11 protein-coding genes and 2 rRNA genes (1 of these 13 only partly in view) are annotated in these 21,001 nt (G+C 71.5%); 11 read left to right on the forward strand and 2 right to left on the reverse strand.

Features of this window, described 5'->3' with window-relative positions; all coding sequences use genetic code 11:
* From J2S43_RS35880 to J2S43_RS35915, 8 genes are all read left to right on the forward strand, one after another.
* A 23S ribosomal RNA gene (locus J2S43_RS35880) occupies window positions 1–1,884 on the forward strand; it begins 1,193 nt to the left of the window's first position.
* A gap of 82 nt (window positions 1,885–1,966) precedes the next feature.
* Window positions 1,967–2,083: ribosomal RNA gene (rrf, locus tag J2S43_RS35885) — 5S ribosomal RNA — on the forward strand.
* A 121-nt stretch (window positions 2,084–2,204) separates the two neighbouring features.
* Window positions 2,205–5,582 carry a DUF4132 domain-containing protein gene (locus J2S43_RS35890; RefSeq protein ID WP_306836778.1) on the forward strand — a complete coding sequence of 1,126 codons (3,378 nt, stop codon included), beginning with the start codon at window positions 2,205–2,207 and terminating at the stop codon, window positions 5,580–5,582.
* A gap of 14 nt (window positions 5,583–5,596) precedes the next feature.
* Complete coding sequence (locus tag J2S43_RS35895) at window positions 5,597–6,670, forward strand: ATP-binding protein (protein WP_306839678.1); 1,074 nt, start codon at window positions 5,597–5,599, stop codon at window positions 6,668–6,670.
* Complete coding sequence (locus J2S43_RS35900) at window positions 6,667–8,952, forward strand: DUF5682 family protein (RefSeq protein ID WP_306836780.1); 2,286 nt, start codon at window positions 6,667–6,669, stop codon at window positions 8,950–8,952. The genes J2S43_RS35895 and J2S43_RS35900 overlap by 4 nt, the downstream gene beginning before the upstream one ends.
* Window positions 8,949–10,121 (forward strand): VWA domain-containing protein, encoded by a 1,173-nt coding sequence (locus J2S43_RS35905; RefSeq protein ID WP_306836781.1) that lies wholly within the window; start codon window positions 8,949–8,951, stop codon window positions 10,119–10,121. The genes J2S43_RS35900 and J2S43_RS35905 overlap by 4 nt, the downstream gene beginning before the upstream one ends.
* On the forward strand, window positions 10,118–12,202 hold the full coding sequence (locus J2S43_RS35910) for a YehQ family protein (protein WP_306836783.1): 2,085 nt from the start codon (window positions 10,118–10,120) through the stop codon (window positions 12,200–12,202). Before J2S43_RS35905 ends, J2S43_RS35910 begins: the two co-directional genes overlap by 4 nt.
* A complete protein-coding gene (locus tag J2S43_RS35915; protein WP_306836786.1) occupies window positions 12,202–12,648 on the forward strand; it encodes an NUDIX hydrolase in 447 nt (148 codons plus the stop codon). The genes J2S43_RS35910 and J2S43_RS35915 overlap by 1 nt, the downstream gene beginning before the upstream one ends.
* A gap of 333 nt (window positions 12,649–12,981) precedes the next feature.
* Here J2S43_RS35915 and J2S43_RS35920 read toward each other — a convergent pair whose 3' ends face one another.
* Together J2S43_RS35920 and J2S43_RS35925 are read right to left on the reverse strand one after the other, a co-directional pair.
* Entirely contained in the window at window positions 12,982–14,964 is a 1,983-nt protein-coding gene (locus J2S43_RS35920; protein ID WP_306836788.1) for a hypothetical protein, read from the reverse strand.
* Window positions 14,965–15,326: 362 nt separating this feature from the next.
* Window positions 15,327–16,589, reverse strand: coding sequence for a DUF4407 domain-containing protein (locus J2S43_RS35925; protein WP_306836789.1), 1,263 nt, complete (start codon window positions 16,587–16,589; stop codon window positions 15,327–15,329).
* 373 nt (window positions 16,590–16,962) lie between these two features.
* On the opposite strand from J2S43_RS35925, the gene J2S43_RS35930 reads away from it, so the two are divergent.
* Genes J2S43_RS35930 through J2S43_RS35940 form a run of 3 tightly spaced genes read left to right on the forward strand, consistent with a single transcriptional unit; the run spans window position 16,963 to window position 20,985 of the window.
* Window positions 16,963–18,000, forward strand: a complete 1,038-nt coding sequence (locus J2S43_RS35930) for a hypothetical protein (protein WP_306836790.1) — start codon at window positions 16,963–16,965, stop codon at window positions 17,998–18,000.
* Complete coding sequence (locus J2S43_RS35935; protein ID WP_306836792.1) at window positions 17,987–20,566, forward strand: sensor histidine kinase; 2,580 nt, start codon at window positions 17,987–17,989, stop codon at window positions 20,564–20,566. Before J2S43_RS35930 ends, J2S43_RS35935 begins: the two co-directional genes overlap by 14 nt.
* Window positions 20,563–20,985 (forward strand): roadblock/LC7 domain-containing protein, encoded by a 423-nt coding sequence (locus J2S43_RS35940; RefSeq protein ID WP_306836793.1) that lies wholly within the window; start codon window positions 20,563–20,565, stop codon window positions 20,983–20,985. The genes J2S43_RS35935 and J2S43_RS35940 overlap by 4 nt, the downstream gene beginning before the upstream one ends.
* Window positions 20,986–21,001 lie beyond the last annotated feature (16 nt).

Raw genomic sequence — 21,001 nt, forward strand, 5'->3', positions numbered from 1 at the left:
CAAGTGGTTCCGCGCCGACAATGTAGCGGGGCTCAAGTACACCGCCGAAGCTGTGGCATTCACGAGTGATCGTGGATGGGTAGGGGAGCGTCGTTCAGCGGGTGAAGCTGCAGGGTGACCTAGTGGTGGACGCTGGACGAGTGAGAATGCAGGCATGAGTAGCGAATGAAGGGTGAGAATCCCTTCCGCCGGATGACCAAGGGTTCCAGGGCCAGGCTAATCCGCCCTGGGTGAGTCGGGACCTAAGGCGAGGCCGAGAGGCGTAGTCGATGGACAACGGGTTGATATTCCCGTACCCGCGAAAGAGCGTCCCTGCCGAACCTCGCTGTGCTAACCACGCGAAGCGCTGGCGGACTTCGGTCCAAGAGTGTGGAGTCTGGGATCCTGGTGGGTAGTAGGCAAGCGATGGGGTGACGCAGGAAGGTAGCTGAGCCCGGTGAGTGGTAGTGCCGGGGTAAGCGTGTAGGCCGTGTCATAGGTAAATCCGTGACACATATAGGCTGAGACGTGATGCCGAGCCGATTCAGGTGAAGTCAGTGATCCTATGCTGCCGAGAAAAGCCTCTAGCGAGTTCTGAGCGGCCCGTACCCTAAACCGACACAGGTGGTCAGGTAGAGAATACCGAGGCGACGGGTGAACTGTGGTTAAGGAACTCGGCAAATTGCCCCCGTAACTTAGGGAGAAGGGGGGCCGGACGCGTGAAGCCACTTGCTGGTGGAGCGTGGTATGGCCGCAGAGAGCAGGGGGAAGCGACTGTTTACTAAAAACACAGGTCCATGCGAAGTCGTAAGACGATGTATATGGACTGACGCCTGCCCGGTGCTGGAACGTTAAGGGGACCGGTTAGCCCGTGAGGGCGAGGCTGAGAACTTAAGCGCCAGTAAACGGCGGTGGTAACTATAACCATCCTAAGGTAGCGAAATTCCTTGTCGGGTAAGTTCCGACCTGCACGAATGGCGTAACGACTTCCCCACTGTCTCAACCACAGGCCCGGCGAAATTGCAGTACGAGTAAAGATGCTCGTTACGCGCGGCAGGACGGAAAGACCCCGGGACCTTTACTATAGCTTGACATTGGTATTTGGGTTGGCTTGTGTAGGATAGGTGGGAGCCGGTGAAGCTCGGACGCCAGTTCGGGTGGAGGCAATCTTGAAATACCACTCTGGTTGATCTGGGTATCTAACTTCGGGCCCTTATCGGGTTCAGGGACAGTGTCTGGTGGGTAGTTTAACTGGGGCGGTTGCCTCCTAAAGGGTAACGGAGGCGCCCAAAGGTTCCCTCAGCCTGGTTGGCAATCAGGTGTTGAGTGTAAGTGCACAAGGGAGCTTGACTGTGAGACTGACGGGTCGAGCAGGGACGAAAGTCGGGACTAGTGATCCGGCACTTGCGTGTGGAAGCGGTGTCGCTCAACGGATAAAAGGTACCCCGGGGATAACAGGCTGATCTTCCCCAAGAGTCCATATCGACGGGATGGTTTGGCACCTCGATGTCGGCTCGTCGCATCCTGGGGCTGTAGCAGGTCCCAAGGGTTGGGCTGTTCGCCCATTAAAGCGGTACGCGAGCTGGGTTTAGAACGTCGTGAGACAGTTCGGTCCCTATCCGCCGCGCGCGTAGGATACTTGAGAAGGGCTGTCCCTAGTACGAGAGGACCGGGACGGACGAACCTCTGGTGTGCCAGTTGTCCTGCCATGGGCATGGCTGGTTGGCTACGTTCGGAAGGGATAACCGCTGAAAGCATCTAAGCGGGAAGCTCGCTTCAAGATGAGGTATCCCACCCCAGTGATGGGGGTAAGGCTCCCAGTAGATGACTGGGTTGATAGGCCGGAGATGTAAGCACGGTAACGTGTTGAGTTGACCGGTACTAATAGGCCGAGGACTTGACTACACAAACTTTGATGAGATTGCTCGCGTCCACTGTGTGATATCTGAACAAACAACCGTGAAGAACCCGGTTAAGTTCATAGTGTTACGGCGGTTATAGCGGCAGGGAAACGCCCGGTCACATTCCGAACCCGGAAGCTAAGCCTGCCAGCGCCGATGGTACTGCACTCGGGAGGGTGTGGGAGAGTAGGACGCCGCCGGACTTCTTCATGATCAGGGCCACCCCTCGCGGGGTGGCCCTGATTTGTTTTCCAGGACCGGGAAAAGTGTCGCACCCTCTGGATACGGTGACGCCGAAAGCGAGCGAGTCACGGGAGGTCGGACATGGCAGCGGACGCGTTCCCGGACGAGGACAGGTTCGTCGTGCAGCCGGCCTGGCTTCGCTATCGCTATGCCCGTCGCGGCGAGCCGGGTCTGAAGCCGCGCCTGCCCGAGGTGGAGAAGGCCCGCGCCGCGGTGGCGCAGATCGCCGGCATGGCGGCCGGCCGGGTCCGCGCGGTGCTGGAGCACCCTGACACGGATCCGGTGATCGCCGAGGCCGGCCTGACGTTCCACCGGGGGCAACCGGGCCCGAACCCGCTCGGTGCCGCCGCAACCGCGCTGGCTTCGAACCGGGTGGTGCACTATCCCCACGAGGACAGGATTCCGCTCTTCGCCGACCTGTGGCTGGCCGAGCACGGGCTGCGGTTCGCGGTGCGGGCGGTGGTCGAGCTGTTCTCGATGGTGATCAGCAAGCCGTACGAGGCGGTCAGCCCGATCGTCTTCGCCGACGAGGCCGGCCGGACCTTCGAGGTGCACCGGCGGCCGCTGCTCGACCTCGCCGGCCGGGTGCGGCACGCCCTCGCGACCGCGCCCGAGGAGGAATACCGGGAGATCGTGGCGGAGCTGGCCGGGGAGCGGGACACCACGGTGCTGCGGCGCGTCGCCACGTCGTTCCTGGTGCCGACGGACGCGGCCTGGGCCGAGGCGGACGCCACGGAGATCGCCACGTCCGGCGCGGAGGAGCTGGCCCTGATCGCCCTGACGACGATCACCACCCGGGCCCAGGTCGACCGGATCACGCCGCTCGTCCAGCCGTGGTTCGTCATGCAGAACCCGGCGTTGCTCTACACCTTCTTGATCGGCACTCGCTCCGACGCGCTGCCCGCGCTGCGCGTCTGGGCGACGGTGAACACGGACACCACGGAGTACGCGAAGCGTTTCCTTCCCCCGATCGGCGTGGTGCCCACGGACGAGGCGTTCGAGACGCTGGCCGACCGGGTGGACGACCGCTTCGTGCTGCCGGAGCTACAGGCGGCGGCCGGCCGTTTCCCCGCACGGGCGATCCGGTTGCTGGCTGCGCGTTCCACGGCCAAGCGCACGCTCGCCGAGCTGCTGAACGCGGTTGTCCTGGCGCATCCGGAGCTGGCCGCCACGATGCTGGACGAGTTGCCCGAAGCGTCGTCGAGGCGGGTGCGCGACCTGCTCGAGGCCGCCGCCGACGTGTCCGAGGCACCGGCCGACTCATTGCCGGCGCTACTGGTCGACCCGCCGTGGACGGCCGAACGGACGGTCCGCAAGCCCAAGGTGATCACCGGCCTGGTCTGCGACGACCCCGTGACGCTCGACTGGGCGCCCGGCGAGGCGGAGGCCTGGTCCCGGATCCGCCTCGGTGACGCGTCCTGGGCCGTCCAGCAGGACTGGGCCAAGGTCGTGGCCGAGAGCAGGCGCGGGCGCACCAGTCCCTGGTATGGGAGGGGCCCGTTCTTCGCGTTCGCACCGTTGTCGCTGACGCTGCCGAGGATCGGGGAGTGGGAGCCGCGCGACCTGTGGGAGCCGGGCGAGACCATGCGGGTCGTGGTGGCCCGGCACGGCATCGTGGCGTTCGCGGCCGCGCTCTCCGCCGCTCGGCGGATGCCGCCGGCCGCGGCCGCGCTGCTCCCGTTCACCGCGCCCGAGGTCGCCACGCTGATGGCGGATCGGTATGTGCGGCTGAAGTCGGCGCGCCCGACCGCGTTCGCCTGGCTGCAGCGCCACCCGGTCTCCGGCGCACGCGCGTTGATCCCGGCCGCGGTCGGTAAGGCCGGCCAGGAGCGGGGCAACGCGGAGCAGGCGCTGCTGGCGATCGTCGCCGCCGGTTATGCCAGAGAGGTGCGGATGGCCGCCCGGTCGTACGGCGAGGAGGTGGCCGCCGAGATCGAGCCGCTGATCACCACGGATCCGCTGGACCGGCTCCCGGCCCGCATGCCGGTGGTGCCGGAGTGGGCCGACCCGGCACTGCTGCCGCGGCTGCGGACGCCCACCGGTGTGCTGCCGCTCGACTCCACGCGGCACGTGCTGACCATGCTGGCCCTGTCGCGCCTCGCCGAGCCGTACCCCGGCCTGGAGGTGGTGAAGGCGACGATCGACCGGCGCAGCCTGGCCGAGTTCGTCTGGGGGCTGTTCCGGCGCTGGCAGGCGGCCGGCATGCCGGCGAAGGAGGCATGGGCGTTCGAGGCGCTGGCGCACCTCGGCGACGACGAGGTGGTGCGCGGACTGACTCCGCTGATCCGGGTCTGGCCGGGCGAGGGCGGGCACGCGCGCGCGGTCACCGGCCTGGAGATCCTTTCCGCGATCGGGACGGACGTGGCGCTGATGCACCTGCACGGCATCGCGCAGAAGGTGAAGTTCAAGGGCCTGAAGGACCGGGCGAACGAGAAGATGGCCGAGGTCGCGGCCGCGCTCGAGCTGCGTCCGGAGCAACTCGCCGACCGGCTGCTGCCCGACTTCGGGCTGGACGGGTCCGGCAGCCTGACGCTCGACTACGGGCCACGCCGCTTCGTGGTCGGGTTCGACGAGCAGCTCAAGCCGTTCGTCCGAGAGGCAGCCTCGGTCCGGTCGGGGGTGGGCGGCGGGGCGGCAGCCGGGGAGACCGGCAAGAGACTCAAGGCGCTGCCGAAGCCGGGTGTCAAGGACGACGCCGAGCTGGCGCCGGAGGCGTACCGCCGGTTCTCGGGTCTGAAAAAGGACGTGCGCACGGTCGGCGGTGACCAGATCCGGCGCCTGGAAGCGGCGATGGTGGACGGCCGGCGCTGGACCGGTGCGGAGTTCGCGCAGTACCTGGTCGGGCATCCGCTGCTGGTGCACATCGTGCGGCGGCTGGTGTGGGGCGTCTACGACGAGCGCGGTGCGCTGACCGCCACGCTGCGGGTGGCGGAGGACCGGACGCTCGCGGGTGTGGATGATGAGCCGGTGACCGTGGCCGAGGACGCCGTGATCGGTGTCGTGCATCCGCTCACGCTCGGCGACGCGCTGCCGGGCTGGGCCGAGGTCTTCGCCGACTACGAGCTGTTGCAGCCGTTCCCGCAGCTCGGCCGGGAGGTCTTCCGGCTGGAGCCGGCCGAGCGGGAGCAGACCGAGTTGCTGCGCTTCAAGAACGTGAAGGTGCCGACCACGAAGCTGCTCGGGCTGGAGCGGCGCGGCTGGCGGCGTGGCGACGTGGGCGACGGCGGGCACCAGGGATGGTTCGAGCGCGACCTCGCCGACGACCTGCTCATGGTGGTCCACATGGACCCGGGTGTGGCGGTCGGCGCGGTCGACTACTTTCCGGAGCAGCGCTTGGACGAGATCGCTCCGCGGACCGCCGGCGACTACTGGAACCGTAAGAGGAACACGAAGCTGGGTGAGCTCGACGAGATCACGATCTCCGAGATCATCCGCGATCTGAACGAGGTGACCGCGTGACCGACGTCCAGACGATGCAGCGCCCGCCGGCCGAAGTCCGGTACGCGGACGAGCTGCGACGGCTGCGCGAGACGGACTCCGACCCACGACCGCCGGGCTGGGCGCTGAGCCTGCGCGCCGCGCGCCGGTTCATCGTCGGCGACGAGCGGCACGGCATCTCACGCAAGTTCGTGGGTGACCCGTCGCTGATCGACCGCGCGCTGGTCAGCCTGGCCACCAGCCGCGGCCTGATGCTGGTCGGTGAGCCCGGCACCGCGAAGTCGCTGCTCTCCGAGCTGCTCGCGGCCGCGGTGTCCGGCGACTCCACGCTGACCATCCAGGGCGGCGCCGCCACCACGGAAGACCAGATCAAGTACTCGTGGAACTACGCGATGCTGGTCGCGGACGGCCCGTCGACCCGGTCGCTGGTCCCGGCGCCGCTGCTGCGCGGCATGTCCGAGGGCAAGGTGGTCCGGTTCGAGGAGATCACCCGGTGCCCGCTGGAGGTGCAGGACTGCCTGCTCTCGCCGCTCTCCGACCGGGTGCTGGCCGTGCCGGAGCTGACCGGGCCGGACGCGATGGTGTTCGCGACCGAGGGCTTCAACATCATCGCGACCGCGAACACGCGTGACCGGGGCGTCAACGAGATGAGTTCCGCGCTGAAGCGCCGCTTCAACTTCGAGACGGTCTTCCCGATCGCGGACCTGGCCACCGAGCTGTCGCTGGTCGAGGCGGAGGCGTCCGCGCTGCTCCGCCGGTCCGGCGTGACCGCGGCGCCGAACCGGGACGTGCTGGAGGTGCTGGTCACCACGTTCCGGGAGCTGCGCGCCGGGCAGACCGCGCGCGGCGACTCGATGGACAAGCTGACGTCCGTGATGAGCACGGCGGAGGCGGTCTCGGTGGCGCACGCGGTCGGGCTGCGCGGCTGGTTCCTGCGCGGCGAGGCCGGCAGCGCGGAGGACGTGGTCTCCTGCCTGGCCGGCACCGCGGCCAAGGACAGCACGGAGGACCTGGCCAAGCTGCGCCGATATCTGGAGCAGCAGGCCCGCGGTCGCAAGGGCGCGGCGTGGAAGGCGCTCTACAACGCCCGGCACGTGCTCCCGGGATGATCACTTTCATCGGCGTCCGGCACCACAGCCCCGCGTGCGCGCGGCTGGTCCGGGAGACGATCGAGGAGTTGCGCCCGGCGTTCGTGCTGGTCGAGGGCCCGGCGGAGATGAACGCGCGGATCGGCGAGCTGCTGCTCGGGCACGAGCTGCCGATCGCGGTGTTCAGCAGCTACCGGGACGGCGAGCGGCACCACGCGTCGTGGGCGCCGTTCTGCGATTACTCGCCGGAGTGGGCCGCACTGACCGCGGGCCGGGCGGCCGGTGCGGAGCTGCGCTTCATCGACCTGCCTGCCTGGCATCCGGCGTTCGCGGACCGGAGCAACCGCTACGCGGACGCGGACCAGCGGTACGCGGACGTGATCGACCGGCTCTGCCGCGAGTTCGCGGTGGACAACGTGGACACGCTGTGGGACCACCTGTTCGAGGTCCCGACGGGGCCGGTCGAGGTGAAGGACGACGGGCTGGCCGACCGGCTGGCCGCCTACTTCGACCTGATCCGGGGCGAGTCCGAGACCGGCGCGGGCGAGGACGACGTGGCGCGCGAGGCGTACATGGCGTCCTGGATCCGCAAGACCCGGAAGGAGGCCGGCGACCGCCCGATCGTGGTGGTGACCGGCGGGTTCCACCGGCCCGCGCTGGTTCGGCTGGCCGCACTGCCCGGCGACGACGACCCGGTCGAGCACGCGCTCCCGGCGGACGCTGCCGGCGGCAGCTACCTGGTGCCGTACTCGTTCCGGCGGCTCGACTCGTTCGACGGCTACCAGTCCGGCATGCCGTCCCCGGCGTACTACCAGCGGCTCTTCGAGGACGGTCCGGAGGCCGCGGCCGACCACCTGCTCGCGGCCGTGGCCGGCCGTCTGCGGGAGCGCAAGCAGCGGCTCTCCACCGCCGACCTGATCGCCGCGTCCGCGTCCGCGGAAGGGCTGGCGCTGGTGCGCGGGCACCGGCACCGGTCCCGGACCGACGTGCTGGACGGTCTCGCGTCCGCGCTGCTGGACGAGGCGCTGGACGTGGCGCTGCCCTGGTCGACGCGAGGCACGCCGGCGCCCGGCTCACACCCGGTGGTGGTGGAGATGGTCGCGGCGCTCAGCGGCGACCGGGTCGGCCGCCTGCACCCGGACACGCCCGCGCCGCCGCTGGTGCACCACGCCACCGCCGAGCTGGAGCGGCACGGACTGGACTCCGACGGCAGCCGCCGCCTCGACCTGGCCCGGGACGGCGACCGCGAGGTCAGCCGGGTCCTGCACCGGCTGCGGATCCTGAAGGTGCCGGGATTCACCCGGCACTCCGGCCCGCAGACCGGCATCGACCCCGAGCCGGTCGAGGAGTGGTCGATCGCCCGGGACGACCGGCGGCTGCCCGCGCTGATCGAGGCCGGTGGGTACGGCGCGACGATCGGCGAGGCGGCCGGTGCGACGCTGGCCGAGCGGGTCACGCTCGTCGGCGGTGACGTGGAGGCGCTGGCCGGTGTGCTCTTCGACGCCGCGCTGGCCGGCATCGCCGACCTGTCCGCCCAGGTGCTCGACGCGATCGACCGTGCGGTCGGCAGCACACCGGAGATGGGCCCGATCGGCCGGGTGCTGGAGGTGGTGCTGGCGCTGTGGCGGCACGACCGGCTCCTCGGCACGGCCGGCAGCGCGCCGCTGGGCACGGTGATCAGCGCGTCCGTGGCCCGCGTCCTCTGGCTGGCCGAGGGGGTCCGCGGCGGCGCCGCCCCGGCGGACCTGCCCCGGATCATGGCGCTGGCCTCGGTTCGGGACGCGCTGGTGCACGCCGGGACCGCGCTGGACCTGGACCGGGACGCGGCGCTGGGCGTGGCGGCACGGCTGGCGCTGAGCACGGACGCGCCGCCGGACCTGCGCGGTGCCGGGTTCGGTTTCGGCTGGTCGCTGGGCGCCGACCAGGCCGGCGACCCGGCCCGGGCGGTGCGCGGCGCGTTCACGCCGTCGTCGGCCGGCGACTGGCTGGCCGGGTTGTTCGCGCTGGCCCGCGAGGAGGTGCTGCAGGCCGACGGCGTCCTGGACGTGCTGGACGAGGCGCTGGACGCGATGGGCGACGAGGACTTCCTGATCGCGCTGCCCGCGCTGCGGCAGGCGTTCGAGTTCTTCCCGCCGCGCGAGCGGGACACGATCGCGCAGCACCTGCTGGCCCGCCGCGGGATCGCCGGTGACAGCCGCGCGCTGCTGCGCCTGCACGCCCCGCCCGAACTGGTCGCGGAGGGCGCCGAGTTGGACGGCCGGGTGGCGGGGTTGCTGAGCAGGGAAGGGCTGGTCACGACGTGACGACGGATCCGACGCCAGAGCCTGTATCGACCTCCACGTCGATACAGGCTCTGGAACGCTGGCGGCTGGTGCTCGGTGAGCCGGGCGAGTCCGTGCTGAACGGGCAGGGCTTGAGCGGCGAGGGCGCGGCCCGGGACGCGGCGCTGGGGTGGCTCTACGGCCGCGACGAGGGCTTGCGCAAGAGGGGCATCCGGGGTGGCTTCGGCAAACAGGGCGGCAACGGCCCGTCCGTGCTGAACACGGTGGACTGGCTGAACGACATCGCCAAGCTGTTCCCGAAGGAGACGATCGAGCGCCTGCAGAGGGACGCGGTCGAGAAGTACGAGATCCACGACGTGGTCACGAACCCGGCCGTGCTGGAGACGATCACGCCGAACCAGACGCTGCTCAAGGCCGTGCTGCGCACCAAGCATCTGATGAACCCGGAGGTGCTGCGGCTGGCCCGGCGGATCGTGGAAGCGGTGGTCCGCGACCTGATGGAGAAACTCAAGGCGGACATCCGCAACTCGTTCAGCGGCAGCCGGAGCCGGCGGCCGAGCAGGTTCAAGCAGGCCCGCAACTTCGACGTCAAGCGCACGATCCGCGACAATCTGGGGCACTACCAGCCTGCGGAACGGCGGGTGCTGATCGAGACGCCGTACTTCTTCTCGCGTACCCGGCGGCATCTGGATCGGTGGCAGGTGATCCTGCTGGTGGATCAGTCCGGGTCGATGACGGACTCGGTGATCCACTCGGCGGTCACGGCGGCCTGCCTGTGGGGGCTGCCGGGCATCAAGACGCACCTGGTCGCGTTCGACACCGACGTGGTGGACCTGACGTCCGAGGTGGACGACCCGGTCGACCTGCTGATGAAGGTCCAGCTCGGCGGCGGTACGAACATCACGCGCGCGGTGCAGTACGGCAGCGGCCTGATCGAGAACCCGCGCCGGTCGATCTTCGTGCTGATCAGTGACTTCTACGAGGGCGGCGACGCGAGTCACCTGGTCCGGCTGGTCGGCAACCTGGTCGACCAGGGCACGAAGGTGTTCTGCCTGGCCGCGCTGGACGCGGACGCGAACCCGGACTACGACGCGCACACCGCGCAGCGCTTCGCGAACGTGGGCGCGGCCGTGGGCGCGATGACCCCGGGCGAGCTGGCCGCCTTCGTCGCGGAACACGTGAACCGATGAGGGCCGAACTGCTCGCGTTGACGCCGGACGCGCTGGCCGCGTTGACGAACCGCGGCCTGGTCAAGCGCGCGGCCAAGGAGGTCGAGGCGGCACCACCCGCGGTGACGGAGGAGCCGGACGGCACGGTGGTGGCCGTCTTCGCGGACGGGCCGGTGACCCGGCTGCCGGTCGGTGGGCTGGACGCGGGCTCGTGCACCTGCGGCGCGATGGGCGCCTGCCGGCACCTGCTCGGGCTGGTCCTCGCATACCAGCGGGTCGCCGATACGGATACCTCGCTCGCCGGTGCCGGCACCTCGCTCGCCGGTGCCGGCACCTCGCTCGCCGGTGCCACGCCCGAGGCCGGTGCCACGCCCGAGGCCGGTGCCGCGCGCGAGGCCGGTGCCGCGCGCGAGGCCGGTGCCGGGCCCGTGACGAAGCCGGCCGGGCCGGTGGACTGGTCGCCGGGCACGTTCACGGACGAGCAGCTGCAGGCGCGGGTCGGCACCCGGTTGATGACCGCGGCGCGCAAGGCGCTGCGCTCCGGATACGTCGCCCGCGTGCGCCGCCCGACCGAGGCCGACCCGGTGCCGCAGGTCGACCTCGGCTCCGCCACGGTCCGGTTCCTGGTCCCGCACGACCTCGGCTTCGTGCACACGGACGCGGTCGCGGGCGCGCGCGACGACGTGCTGGCGCTGGCGGTCTGGGCGTTCCGCGCGGCGGACGAGCGCTCGCCGGGCACCTCCGAGGTCCAGATCGAGGTCGGGGGTACGGACGCGGCCGCGGCCAAGGACGGCACCGGCCTCGCCCCGGCCGTCGCGGTCGCGACCGCGCTGCTGCGCGACGGCGCGGTGCACGCCGGGCCGGGCCTGGCGTCCGCGCTGGCCGAGGCGCGCCGCGGACTGGACGGTGCCGGGCTGCGCTGGCCGCTGCTCGCGATCGCGGACCTGGAGGAGCTGCTGGTGGCGTACCGCGACCGGGGCGCCGGGTACCGGCCGGAGCTGCTCGCCGACCTGCTGGTGGAGCTGCACGCGCGCGAGCGGACCGTGCGTAACGGCGGCTCCGGGCTGCGCAGCCGCGTGCTGGGCACGGAGGAGGCGGCCGAGACACCGCTGCGGCGGACCCGGCTGGAGAGCCTGGGCTGCAGGGTGACCGAGCTGGGCGACGACCGCACCGCCGAGGTCTTCTTCGCGCACGCGGACAGCACCACCGTGCTGGTCCTGCGCCGCTCCTGGACCACGGACGAGGACGGTCCCGCGCTGGCCCGCCGCCGGGCCGGCGGCGTCTCGATCGGCGCGCTGGCCGGCGGCAACGTCATCTCCGAGTCCGCGGTGCGCAGCGCCAGCCGGGTGGTGCGGCTGGCCACCGGCCGCTTGGCGAAGACGTCCGCGTCCCCCTCGCGCGGCACCTGGGAGCAGCTGCCGGACGGGCTGTTCGTGGAGTCCTACGACGACCTGCGCCGCCGGCTGGAGGCGCTGCCGCCGCGCCCGGTCCGGCCGCGCGTCGAGGCGGAGCTGGTCCGCGCGCTCGCGGTCGCGGAGGTGCACGACGTCGTCTATTCACCCGGCCAGCAGCGGCTGGACGCGCTGGTCGCGGACGCCTCCGGCGCGGTCGCCCGGATCACCGCGCACCACACGACCGCGGCGCCGGGCCGATTGGACGCGCTGGCCGCGGCGCTGACCGGCGGCCACGGGACGGTGCGGCTGGTCAGCGGCAGCGTGCGGCGCTCGGCCGGCGGGCTGGTGGTGGATCCGCTCGCGGTCGCGGCGGACGGCACGATCGTGGTGCCGGACCTGACGCCGCCCGGCGGGCAGGCGGACGCGCTGCCGCACGGCGCGATCCCGTCGGACCCGCTGGCCGACGCGCTGGCCCGGGCCTACGGGTTGCTGGCGGAGGCGGCGCACCGCGGCCTGGCCCACCTGCCCGCGTCGTTCCGGGACCGGCTGCGGGCCGAGGCGACCGCGCTCACCGGCCTCGGGCTGCGTCGCGTCGCGGACGCGGTGCGCGGCTTCGCGGACTCGCTCGGCCCGGACCCCTCCGACGCCGCGGCGGAGTCCTGGCTGGACGCGGCGCTGTACGTTGGAACCGCTCTGGAGCTGCGCTGATGCCGTACACGATCCCGCTCGATGTCTTTCTGATCCTGTCCCGCGGCGAGGACGTGCTGCTCGCGCTGCGGCAGGGCACCGGCTTCGCGGACGGCCTGTGGAACGTGCCGTCCGGCAAGGTCGAGCCGGGCGAGAGCGCGGTCGCGGCCGTGCTCCGCGAGGCCCGCGAGGAGGCGGGCCTGTCGCTGACCGCGGCGGACGTGCGGCTCGCCACCACCGTGCATTTGAGCCGGCCGGGCGGGCACGCGCGGCTCGGCCTGTTCTTTCATGCGACGCACGCGCCGGCGCGGCACGGAGACCCGGTCAACGCGGAACCGCACAAGTGCGGCGGCCTCGCCTGGTTCCCCGCGGTCGCGCTCCCGCCGGACACCGAGCCCTACAACGCGGCCGGCCTCACCGGCTGGCGCACCGGCACCCCACTGATCCTGGACGGCTGGCCGGCCTGACGGGTGCCTGAAGGCGCGTGCGACAAGACCTTCAAGATCAGGGCATCCCTCATATCGCTGGAACGACATGAGGGATGCCCTGATCATGGGTTGCGGCGGGGCCGCGGGTTGCGGCGGGGCCGCGGGTTGCGGCAGGGCCGCAGGGTTTGTGCCACCGCGGAAGTGGCAGGGAGGCCGGCCACGGCCGACCGGTCTCCGGCGGGAGCGGCGGAACGGGACCACGGCGTGACCGGGACCGCATGGTCCTGATCTTTCAGTTGATCCTGATCTTCAAGCTCTGGTCCATGGTTCTGATCTTCGGCCTTGATCTGGTGCTGATCGTGGTCGGGGCCGTCAGCTGCTGAGGTCGACCATCCAGAAGCCGGCGCCGCGTGCGTTGAGGTCGGGTTCGCGCCGGCGGGTGCGGAACGCGTGGGCCTCGTCGTAGAAGCGGTCGATCTGGAAGACCGCGCGGTCGGCGAGGTGGTCGAGTGCGGTGGCGATCTGGACGTCGAGTGCGCCGGTGGGGTCGCCGAGCGGGTCGGTGCGGATCCAGTGGGCGATGACCAGGCGGACGAGGTGTGGGTCGCCGTCGATCGGCTCGGCTAGTTCGCGCAGCTCGCCGCGAGGGCCGGGGTAGAGGCCGGTCGTGTGTGGAGCGGCGGTGATCGCGCGCAGCTCGGCCAGCCACTCGTCAGCGGGGAGAGCGGCGAGGCGCAGGTCGAGGTGACTGACGACCTGCTCGATCTCGCCGAGCGCCAGGCCGTGGCGGAGCGCACCGACCCGGTCGCCGAGCTGCTCGTAGTGCTCGCGGAGCCGCTCGTGGACGGCCCGCCAGGAGTCGGCGTGGTTGATCGGGCGCTCGGCGAGCTGGTCGAGCAGGACGCGGCGCAGGAACGGGTGCAGGATTCGGGTGCGCGGCGCGACCAGCAGATCGGTGCGGACGAACTCGGCGAGGCCGGGCGGTGGCGGTGCGGCGAGCGCGACCGCGGTGGAGACCGGGTCGAGCGCCGGGAGCGCGCTGCAGGTGACCAGTTCCTCGTGCAGCGCGCCGCCGACACGGCCGAGCAGCCGGCTCGCGCTCACCGTCGCGAGCGTCGCACCCGGGTCAACGGCGTCGGCCAGACGCAGCACTGTCCGGGGATCGAGGGGCGGGCCGGAGGCGGTGTCCGCCTGTCGAGCCGCCGCCAGCGTCCGTAGCACATGGGCAAACCCCCAGGGATGGCCGCCGGTGAGATGCTCCGCCACGGTCACGTCGTCGGAGGTGACGGCGGATTCGAGGTGGCGGCACATGGCCTCGGCGGACTCGTCGTCGAGATCGGGCAGTTCGGTCACGAGCAGCAGGTGTGCCGGGTCGGCCCAGCCGGCGGCGAGCCGCTCGTGCCAGGCGCCGGCGCCGCCGTCCGCCGCGGTGGACGGTGCGGACGCGATGGCGCCGGACGGGAATCGGGTGTGGCCGGACGCGATCACCAGCATCGGGTCGGAGCGGCCGGTGCCACCGCGCTCGACCAGGCGCTTGTGCCGGACGGACGTGAGCGTGGAGAGCAGGCTCAGGCCGGAGCCGCTGTCCGCGTGGTCGAGCAGCACCACCGGGTGGTCGGTGCGCGGACCGGCGAAGCGACCTCCGTCGTATGCCGCGGCGAGGTCGGTCAGGAACGCCTCGCAGAGCATCGCCTCGACGGCCTCGTGGTCGGCCTCCATGGTGTGCCGCAGGTCGATCAGCGCGTCGACCGGGTCGCTGGAGGTGGTGTGCCGCTGCCGGAACCACAACAGGCTCTCGTGGGCGCGGCGGCCGAGCGCGGCGGCGGTGGCGTCGATCGCGGCGAGGTAGCTGACCTCGGCGGGACCGGGCTTGAGGCCGGCGGCCGCGAGGTCCCGGCCGAGCTTGAGCATGACCTCGCGGGTGGTGGTCTTGAGCCGGTGCCGGTTGGCCAGCAGGTCGCGGAGCACCTGCTCGGTGACGTGCCGGCTGTTGTCGTCCTCGAAGGACACCCGCAGCGCGACCAGGCCGAGCGCGAAGCGCGGGAGCGTGAGCCGGCCGTAGCCCTTGACCTGTGCGGCCAGGCCGAACATGATCCGCCCGAGCAGCTCGTGCGGCTCCAGCCAGCCGCAGGCGCCGAGGTCGATCCGCACGCACGGCCGGAGGCCCTGCACCTCCGTCCGGACGTGGGAGAGCAGGTCGCTGCCGCGATCGCCGCGGGCCGTCCAGAACAGCATGATCGGCTGCTCGGTCGGCACCATGTCGCCGGCGTCGGTGAACTCCGGCTCCAGGAACCGGGGGAGCAGACGGTCGACGATCCACCGACGGTTCGGCGGAAGCGGGGGCGGTTCGGGCATGGCGGGGTCCTCGCTCGACTCGCTGGGTGTGCGGTGCGGGGCATGGCGCGAGGCGCTCCGGTTATGATGCGCGCTTGCACGAAGCAAAGGCAAGTGCAGATGCACGTGCATATGCAGACTCTCAAAGGTGAGTCATTTCGCGCGTGAACGGAGAAAACAGACTTTCTCCGCTGGAATCGTGCGTGACGGGCGGGAACGCCGATCGTTAGTTTCCCGGATTTTCCGTGGGCTGACGTGCGCAGGGTCGCCGCATCGGGGTCACAACTGGGCCAAGTTTGCGGCACTGCACGGTCAACCGTCCCACTTCGGTCGGAATCTGGTCGTGCTCTTTACAGGCTCTAACGGATGAATGCGGTAAAGGGCTATGGCGTGCGCGCGGCCCGGCGCCGGCGCCGGGCGCGGCCGGAGATCGCCCGGCCGACCGGCCGGCCGTGCGGCAACGCCCGGTGCAGATCGCGCTCGGCCTGCAGCGTCGCCGCGTGCTCGGCGGCGCGGTGCTCGGCCTCGCGACGCAGGAAGGCCCGGTTGGCAAGGTACGCGTCGTCCAGCGCGCGACGCGCGTCCGCCTGCGCCCGGAGGCTCTCCGCGCGCTGTGACGCCGCGTAGATCAGTGCCGCGTGCACGTCCGGCGAGTCCCGCTCGGCCGTGGTCGCCGCCGCCAGCTCCTCCTGTGCGCGGCCACGCCGGTGCCGCTTCGCGATGTCCACCAGGCTCACCGGCGAGAAGACCTTCGCCACGGCCGGGACCAGGTCGACCACCACGAAGACGATCTCCAGCAGGTGGTAGAGCCGGCGGGCCTCCGGGTCGGCGGCCAGCGCCCGGGCCAGCGCGGCGCGGCGGGCGAAGATGCCGTCGTTGTGCGCGGTGGAGACGCTGGCCGCGTCCGCGCTGGCCGCGATGCGCCGGTCGAGCTGCTGCACGCCCGCGTCGATCTCCGCGCCGCGCGTGGTGAGGCGGCGCAGCGCGGCGTCCCGGGCCGCCTTGCCGGCGTTCAGGTCACCCAGCTTGACCTGCGCGATCGGGCCACAGCCGGGCGTCCTCGTGCCGCCGGTGCCGTTGCACTCCTCGTCGAACGCGCGCTGCAGCGCCGGGATCGCGGCGGCGGCCCGGTCGTACTCCGCCTGCAGCCCCTTCTTCTCGGCGAGCAGCGTGGTGCGCTGGTTGGCCGGCTCGGAGGAGTCGCGGACCTGCGCCGAGATCTCGGACGCGTCCCGCAGCCGGTCCACGTCGAGCTGCTGCTGGATCTCCTTGGCACCCACGCCGAGCATCGCGAACCAGGCGATCAGCAGGCCCATCGGCACCGCGATCGCGAGCCGCGGCACCAGCAGCCACAGCCGGTGCAGGACGCCGTCCCGCTCGACGTGCGCGGAGACCAGCCAGCGGTCGATCTGAAAGATGCCGAAGCCCCAGATCAGCGAGACCGCGACGGCGACGTGCGGCGGCGCCTCGGTGGCGATGGTGACCGCCCAGAACATGGTGGCGGCCGCCATCAGCGTGGTGAACAGCACCAGCGCGCCGAAGACGCGATAACGACCGGCCTCACCCCAGAAGATCGCCTCGCCGGGGTCGACGCCGGAGGCACGGAGGAAAAGGTGAGGCCGGAACCGGGCTTTGGTCGAGGACATCGAGCCTCCAACGGGCTGAATCCTCCTCATTATTCGGTTTTGCGCCGGTCGGTTTGACCTGAATGCCCAAATCCATGCTGATGGGTACGGGAACCGCCGTGATCGCAATCCGTGATCGCGGGATAAGCGCTTGGTGAGAGGTCATGTGGTAGCAGAGGATCCGGAGAATTTCTCTCTAATCGAAAATCCCATTCCGCGCCGACTTTCCGCTACTTTCCTACCCGTTGGCGACGTCCGTTTCGCACGGCACGACTACCCGCGGCCACGCTGTGGGGCGGCAAGACGGGCGGCAGTGGGCTAGGGGTGCATTGTGATCATGCCAGTGCGGCGTGCGCGTCTATGGTCGCGTTCCGCGCCGGGTCTCATCGCGGTCGTGCTGATCCTCGTGCCGGTCGCGATCCTCTTCGGACAGAGCTGGGCCGGCACCAGCGAACGAATGGACACCGTCGATCGCGAGCGGAACGGCGTCGAATACGCCATCGCGCTCGGCGAACTCACCCGTGTCATGGCCGAGGCGCAGTCCGCGGCACTGCACCAGACCCCGTCGCTGGACCCGGTCAACGGCGCGGTCGCGGCCGTGGACGGCGTCGACGCGCGGCTCGGCGCACAGCTGGGCACCACCGCCCGGTGGACCGACGCCCGCGTGAAGATCCAGGCGCTGGGCGGCGTCTCCGGCAGCACGTCCGCGGTCTACGACGCGTACGCCGCGGTCACCGACCTGCTGCTCGCGCTGCACGCCGAGGTCCGCGACAACGCGCGGCTCAGCCGGGACCCGCAGGGCGACACGTTCCACCTGCAGGAGGCCGGCGCGGCCGAGCTGCCCGCGCTGATCGTCGGCACCGGCCGCCTCGCCGACCTGGCCGGCATGGCCGTCGGTGCCGCACCCGCGGACCGGACCGCGCTGCTCGGCCGGGTGCTGGCCACCCGCACGCTGGTCGACGACGACGTCGCCGGTCTCACCGACAACCTGCAGGCGTCGCTGGACGAGACCGAGAGCGACACGCTCAGCACCAAGCTGCTGACCGGCCTGAACCGGTTCCGGCAGGGCGTCGACAAGCTCTACGCGGTGGTGGACCTCTCCGCCACCGAGTCCGCCATGGCCGCCCAGGTCTCCCCGGCGCGCACCGAGGCACAGCGCGCCCAGGCGGACCTGATGTCGATCGTGCTCACCGAGCTGGACACGCTGCTCCGCGACCGCGGCGACGAGCTGGGCATGCGGCGGATCACCGCGGTGCTCATGCTGGTCCTGGCCGTGCTGATCGCGGCCGTGCCGTTCATCGTCCCCGCGGTTCTCCGGCGGGCCGCGCCCGAACCGGCCCGGCTCGAACCGATGCCCCGGCACGCCGAGGAGACACCGGGCGGGGACGACGTCTGGTCGCCGAGACGGAGGCGGGCCGGTGCGACGCGTTGAGATCCCCGCGCTGCGCGTCCAGGGCAAGCTGGCGCTGGTCATGGTGGTGCCGCTGCTCGGACTGATCACGCTGGCCGTGCCGGTGGTGGTGGACCGCATGCAGGACGCCGGCCGCGCCTCCGACACCGCGGACCGGGTGGTGCGGGCCGGCCGGGTCGGCGCGGTGGTGCAGGCGTTGCAGCAGGAACGACTGCTCTCCGTCGCATACGTCCGCGGCCTCACCGACCGCTCCCGGCTCGAACTGCAGACCGCGCGGGTCACCGACTGGGTCGCCGACCTGCGCAGCGAGGCCACGCTCACGCCCGAACTGGCCGAGGCCGCGGACTCGGTCGGCACGCTCGCCGAGACCCGCGCGGAGGTGCTGGACCGGACCGCCGGGACGGACCTGATCGGCTCCGGGTTCGGGCAGGTCATCGCGCGGTTCGTCGACGGGCTGCGGCTGACCGACGTGGCGGACGGCGGCACGGACACCGGGCGGCGGGTGCTCGCGCTGGACGCCGCGTTGCGCGTCGACGAGGAGGCCAGCGCCGCCGCGTACGTGCTGCTCGACCTCGCGGTCAGCAAGGATCTCGCCGCGGTGGCCCGGGCGGCCGGGCAGTTCACGGCGCTGGACCGGCAGACCGCACGGTTCCGCGGCTACGCCGATCCCGGGCAGGCCGCGGCGTACGAGTCGGTGCTCGCGCAGATGCGGCTGGCGGCCGGGGAGGACTTCTTCGAGCGGTTCGCCGCGGACCCGGTCGGCACCGCGAACGGGCTGGACGCCGCGCGGATGCTGCCGTTCATCGAGTCGGTGCTGGTGAACGGCCGGTTCATCGAGGACCAGATCGCCCGGGACGTCGCCGACCTGGTGGTGGCCGACCGGCGGGCCGCGAACACCACGGCGTACCTGGTGCTGGCGCTGACCGTGCTGCTCACCGCGGCCGTGGTGGCCGGCGCGTTCATCACCGCCCGCCGCGTCACCCGGCCGCTGCTGCGGCTCACCGAGTCCGCCGACCGGGTCGCCCGGCTCACCGAGGAGGAGCTGACCCGGGTCGCGGACGACGAGGCCGAGTCCAGCACGCCGATCCGGCTCGACCCGCTCCGGGTGCGCGGTGACGACGAGGTCAGCGACCTCGGTCACGCGATCAACCGGGTGCAGAACACCGCGGCCCGGCTGGTCGAACGCCAGGTCGCCGGCCGCCGGAACGTGGCGCAGATGTTCGGCCACATCGGGCGCCGCGCGGAGAACCTGATCGACCGCCAGTTGTCGATCATCGACGCGCTGGAGCGCGACGAGACCGACCCGGCGCGCCTGGAGAGCCTCTACCGGCTCGACCACATGGCCAGCCGGCTGCGCCGCAACGCCAGCAGCCTGGTCGCGCTCTCCGGCGGTGGCGCCGACGCCGGCCAGCACCGGGAGCCGTTGCCGTTGCTGCACGTGATCCGGCTCGCGCTCGGTGAGATCGAGGGTTACCCACGCGTCGACGTGGACGTGCCGGAGGCCATCGACGTGCTCCCGCCCGCGATCGCGGACCTCACGCTGGTCGTCGCGGAGCTGATGGAGAACGCCTGCACGTTCTCGCCGCCGGACACGCGGGTCACGGTCACGGCCGCGCCGGCCGACAACGGCGTCCGCCTGATCATCGTCGACCACGGGCTGGGCCTGGCGCCGGACCGGCTGGCGCGGGAGAACGCGCGGCTGGCCCGCCGGGAACGCCTCGACCTGGCCCCGACCGAGGTGCTCGGCCTGGTCGTGGTCGGCCGCCTGTCCCGCCGGCAGGGTATGCCGGTCACGCTCGCGGAGACGCCCGGCGGCGGGGTCACGGCCACGGTGCTGCTCGGCCGCCGGCAGCTGATCCTGCCGGAGCCGGAGCCGGTGATGGCGACCGCGGGCGAGCCGGTCGTCGAGGTGGCGCTGCTGGACCGGGCGAGCCGCAGCCTGGAGGCCGGCCCGTCGTGGAACGCGTTCGCGATCTCGGCCACGGCGGCGGAGCTGCCGGCGGTCATCGACACCGAGGCCGTTCCGGACGCTGCGCCGGTCGCGCCGCCGCTGCGGGTGCGGCCGGTCGTCGAGTACCGCGCGGCACCGCTGGCGCTGCCCGCGCCGCGGGTGCCGGTAAGCCCGCTGATCGTCGCGGACGCGAGCGGGCGCACGGCCGACGTCGCCGAGGTGCCGCAGCCGTCGATCGCCCCGCAGCCGTCGATCGCCCCGCAGCCGACGTTCGCGCCGCAGCCGCTGGTGGTGCCGGAGGTCGCGTCGCGCGGCGAGCTGGTCGTCGATCCGGCGCCGCACATCCGGCAGGCCGCCCAGGACACGTCACCGACCACCGAGATCACGGTTGTCGACCCGATGGTTCCTGGAACCGCCGAAACGGGTAACGGTCTGCTGAAGCGGGTGCCGGGCGCCACGCTCGGCAGCCAGGACGTCTCACTCGTTCCACCCAGGATCATCCGCCCGGGAACCGCGCCGGTCCGCCAGGACCCGGACAAGGTACGTGAGCTGATGCGGCAGTTCGAGTCGGGCGTCGCCCGAGGTCTGCGTGCCGCCCGATCCGACGAGCACACCGACGAGGGAACCACTCGATGAGCACCCTGAGCACCGAGGCCAAGACCTTCAACTGGCTGCTGGACACGTTCGCGTCCGGCACCGCCGGCGTCGTCCAGGCGATCGCCGTGTCGTCCGACGGCCTGCTGATGGCGATGACCACCGCCCACGAACGGGCGAACTCGGAGCGGCTCGCGGCCGTCGTCTCCGGGCTGACCAGCCTGGCCGTGGGCGCGGCGAGCTGCTATCCGCTCGGCGGGCTGAACCGGGTCGTCCTGGACATGGACGAGGGATATCTGCTGGTCACGTCGATCAGCGCGGGTTCGGTGCTCGGCGTCATCGCGGAGCGCTCGGCGAACCTGGGCACGCTCGCCTACGAGATGACGCTCTTCGTCAACAAGGCCGGCGACGCGCTCACCCCGAAGTTGATCGACGAGCTGAAGAGCCACGTCCGCGCGTGACCGATGATCAGTTCTT

The organism is Catenuloplanes nepalensis (assembly GCF_030811575.1).
In the GTDB taxonomy this organism is placed as follows: domain Bacteria; phylum Actinomycetota; class Actinomycetes; order Mycobacteriales; family Micromonosporaceae; genus Catenuloplanes; species Catenuloplanes nepalensis.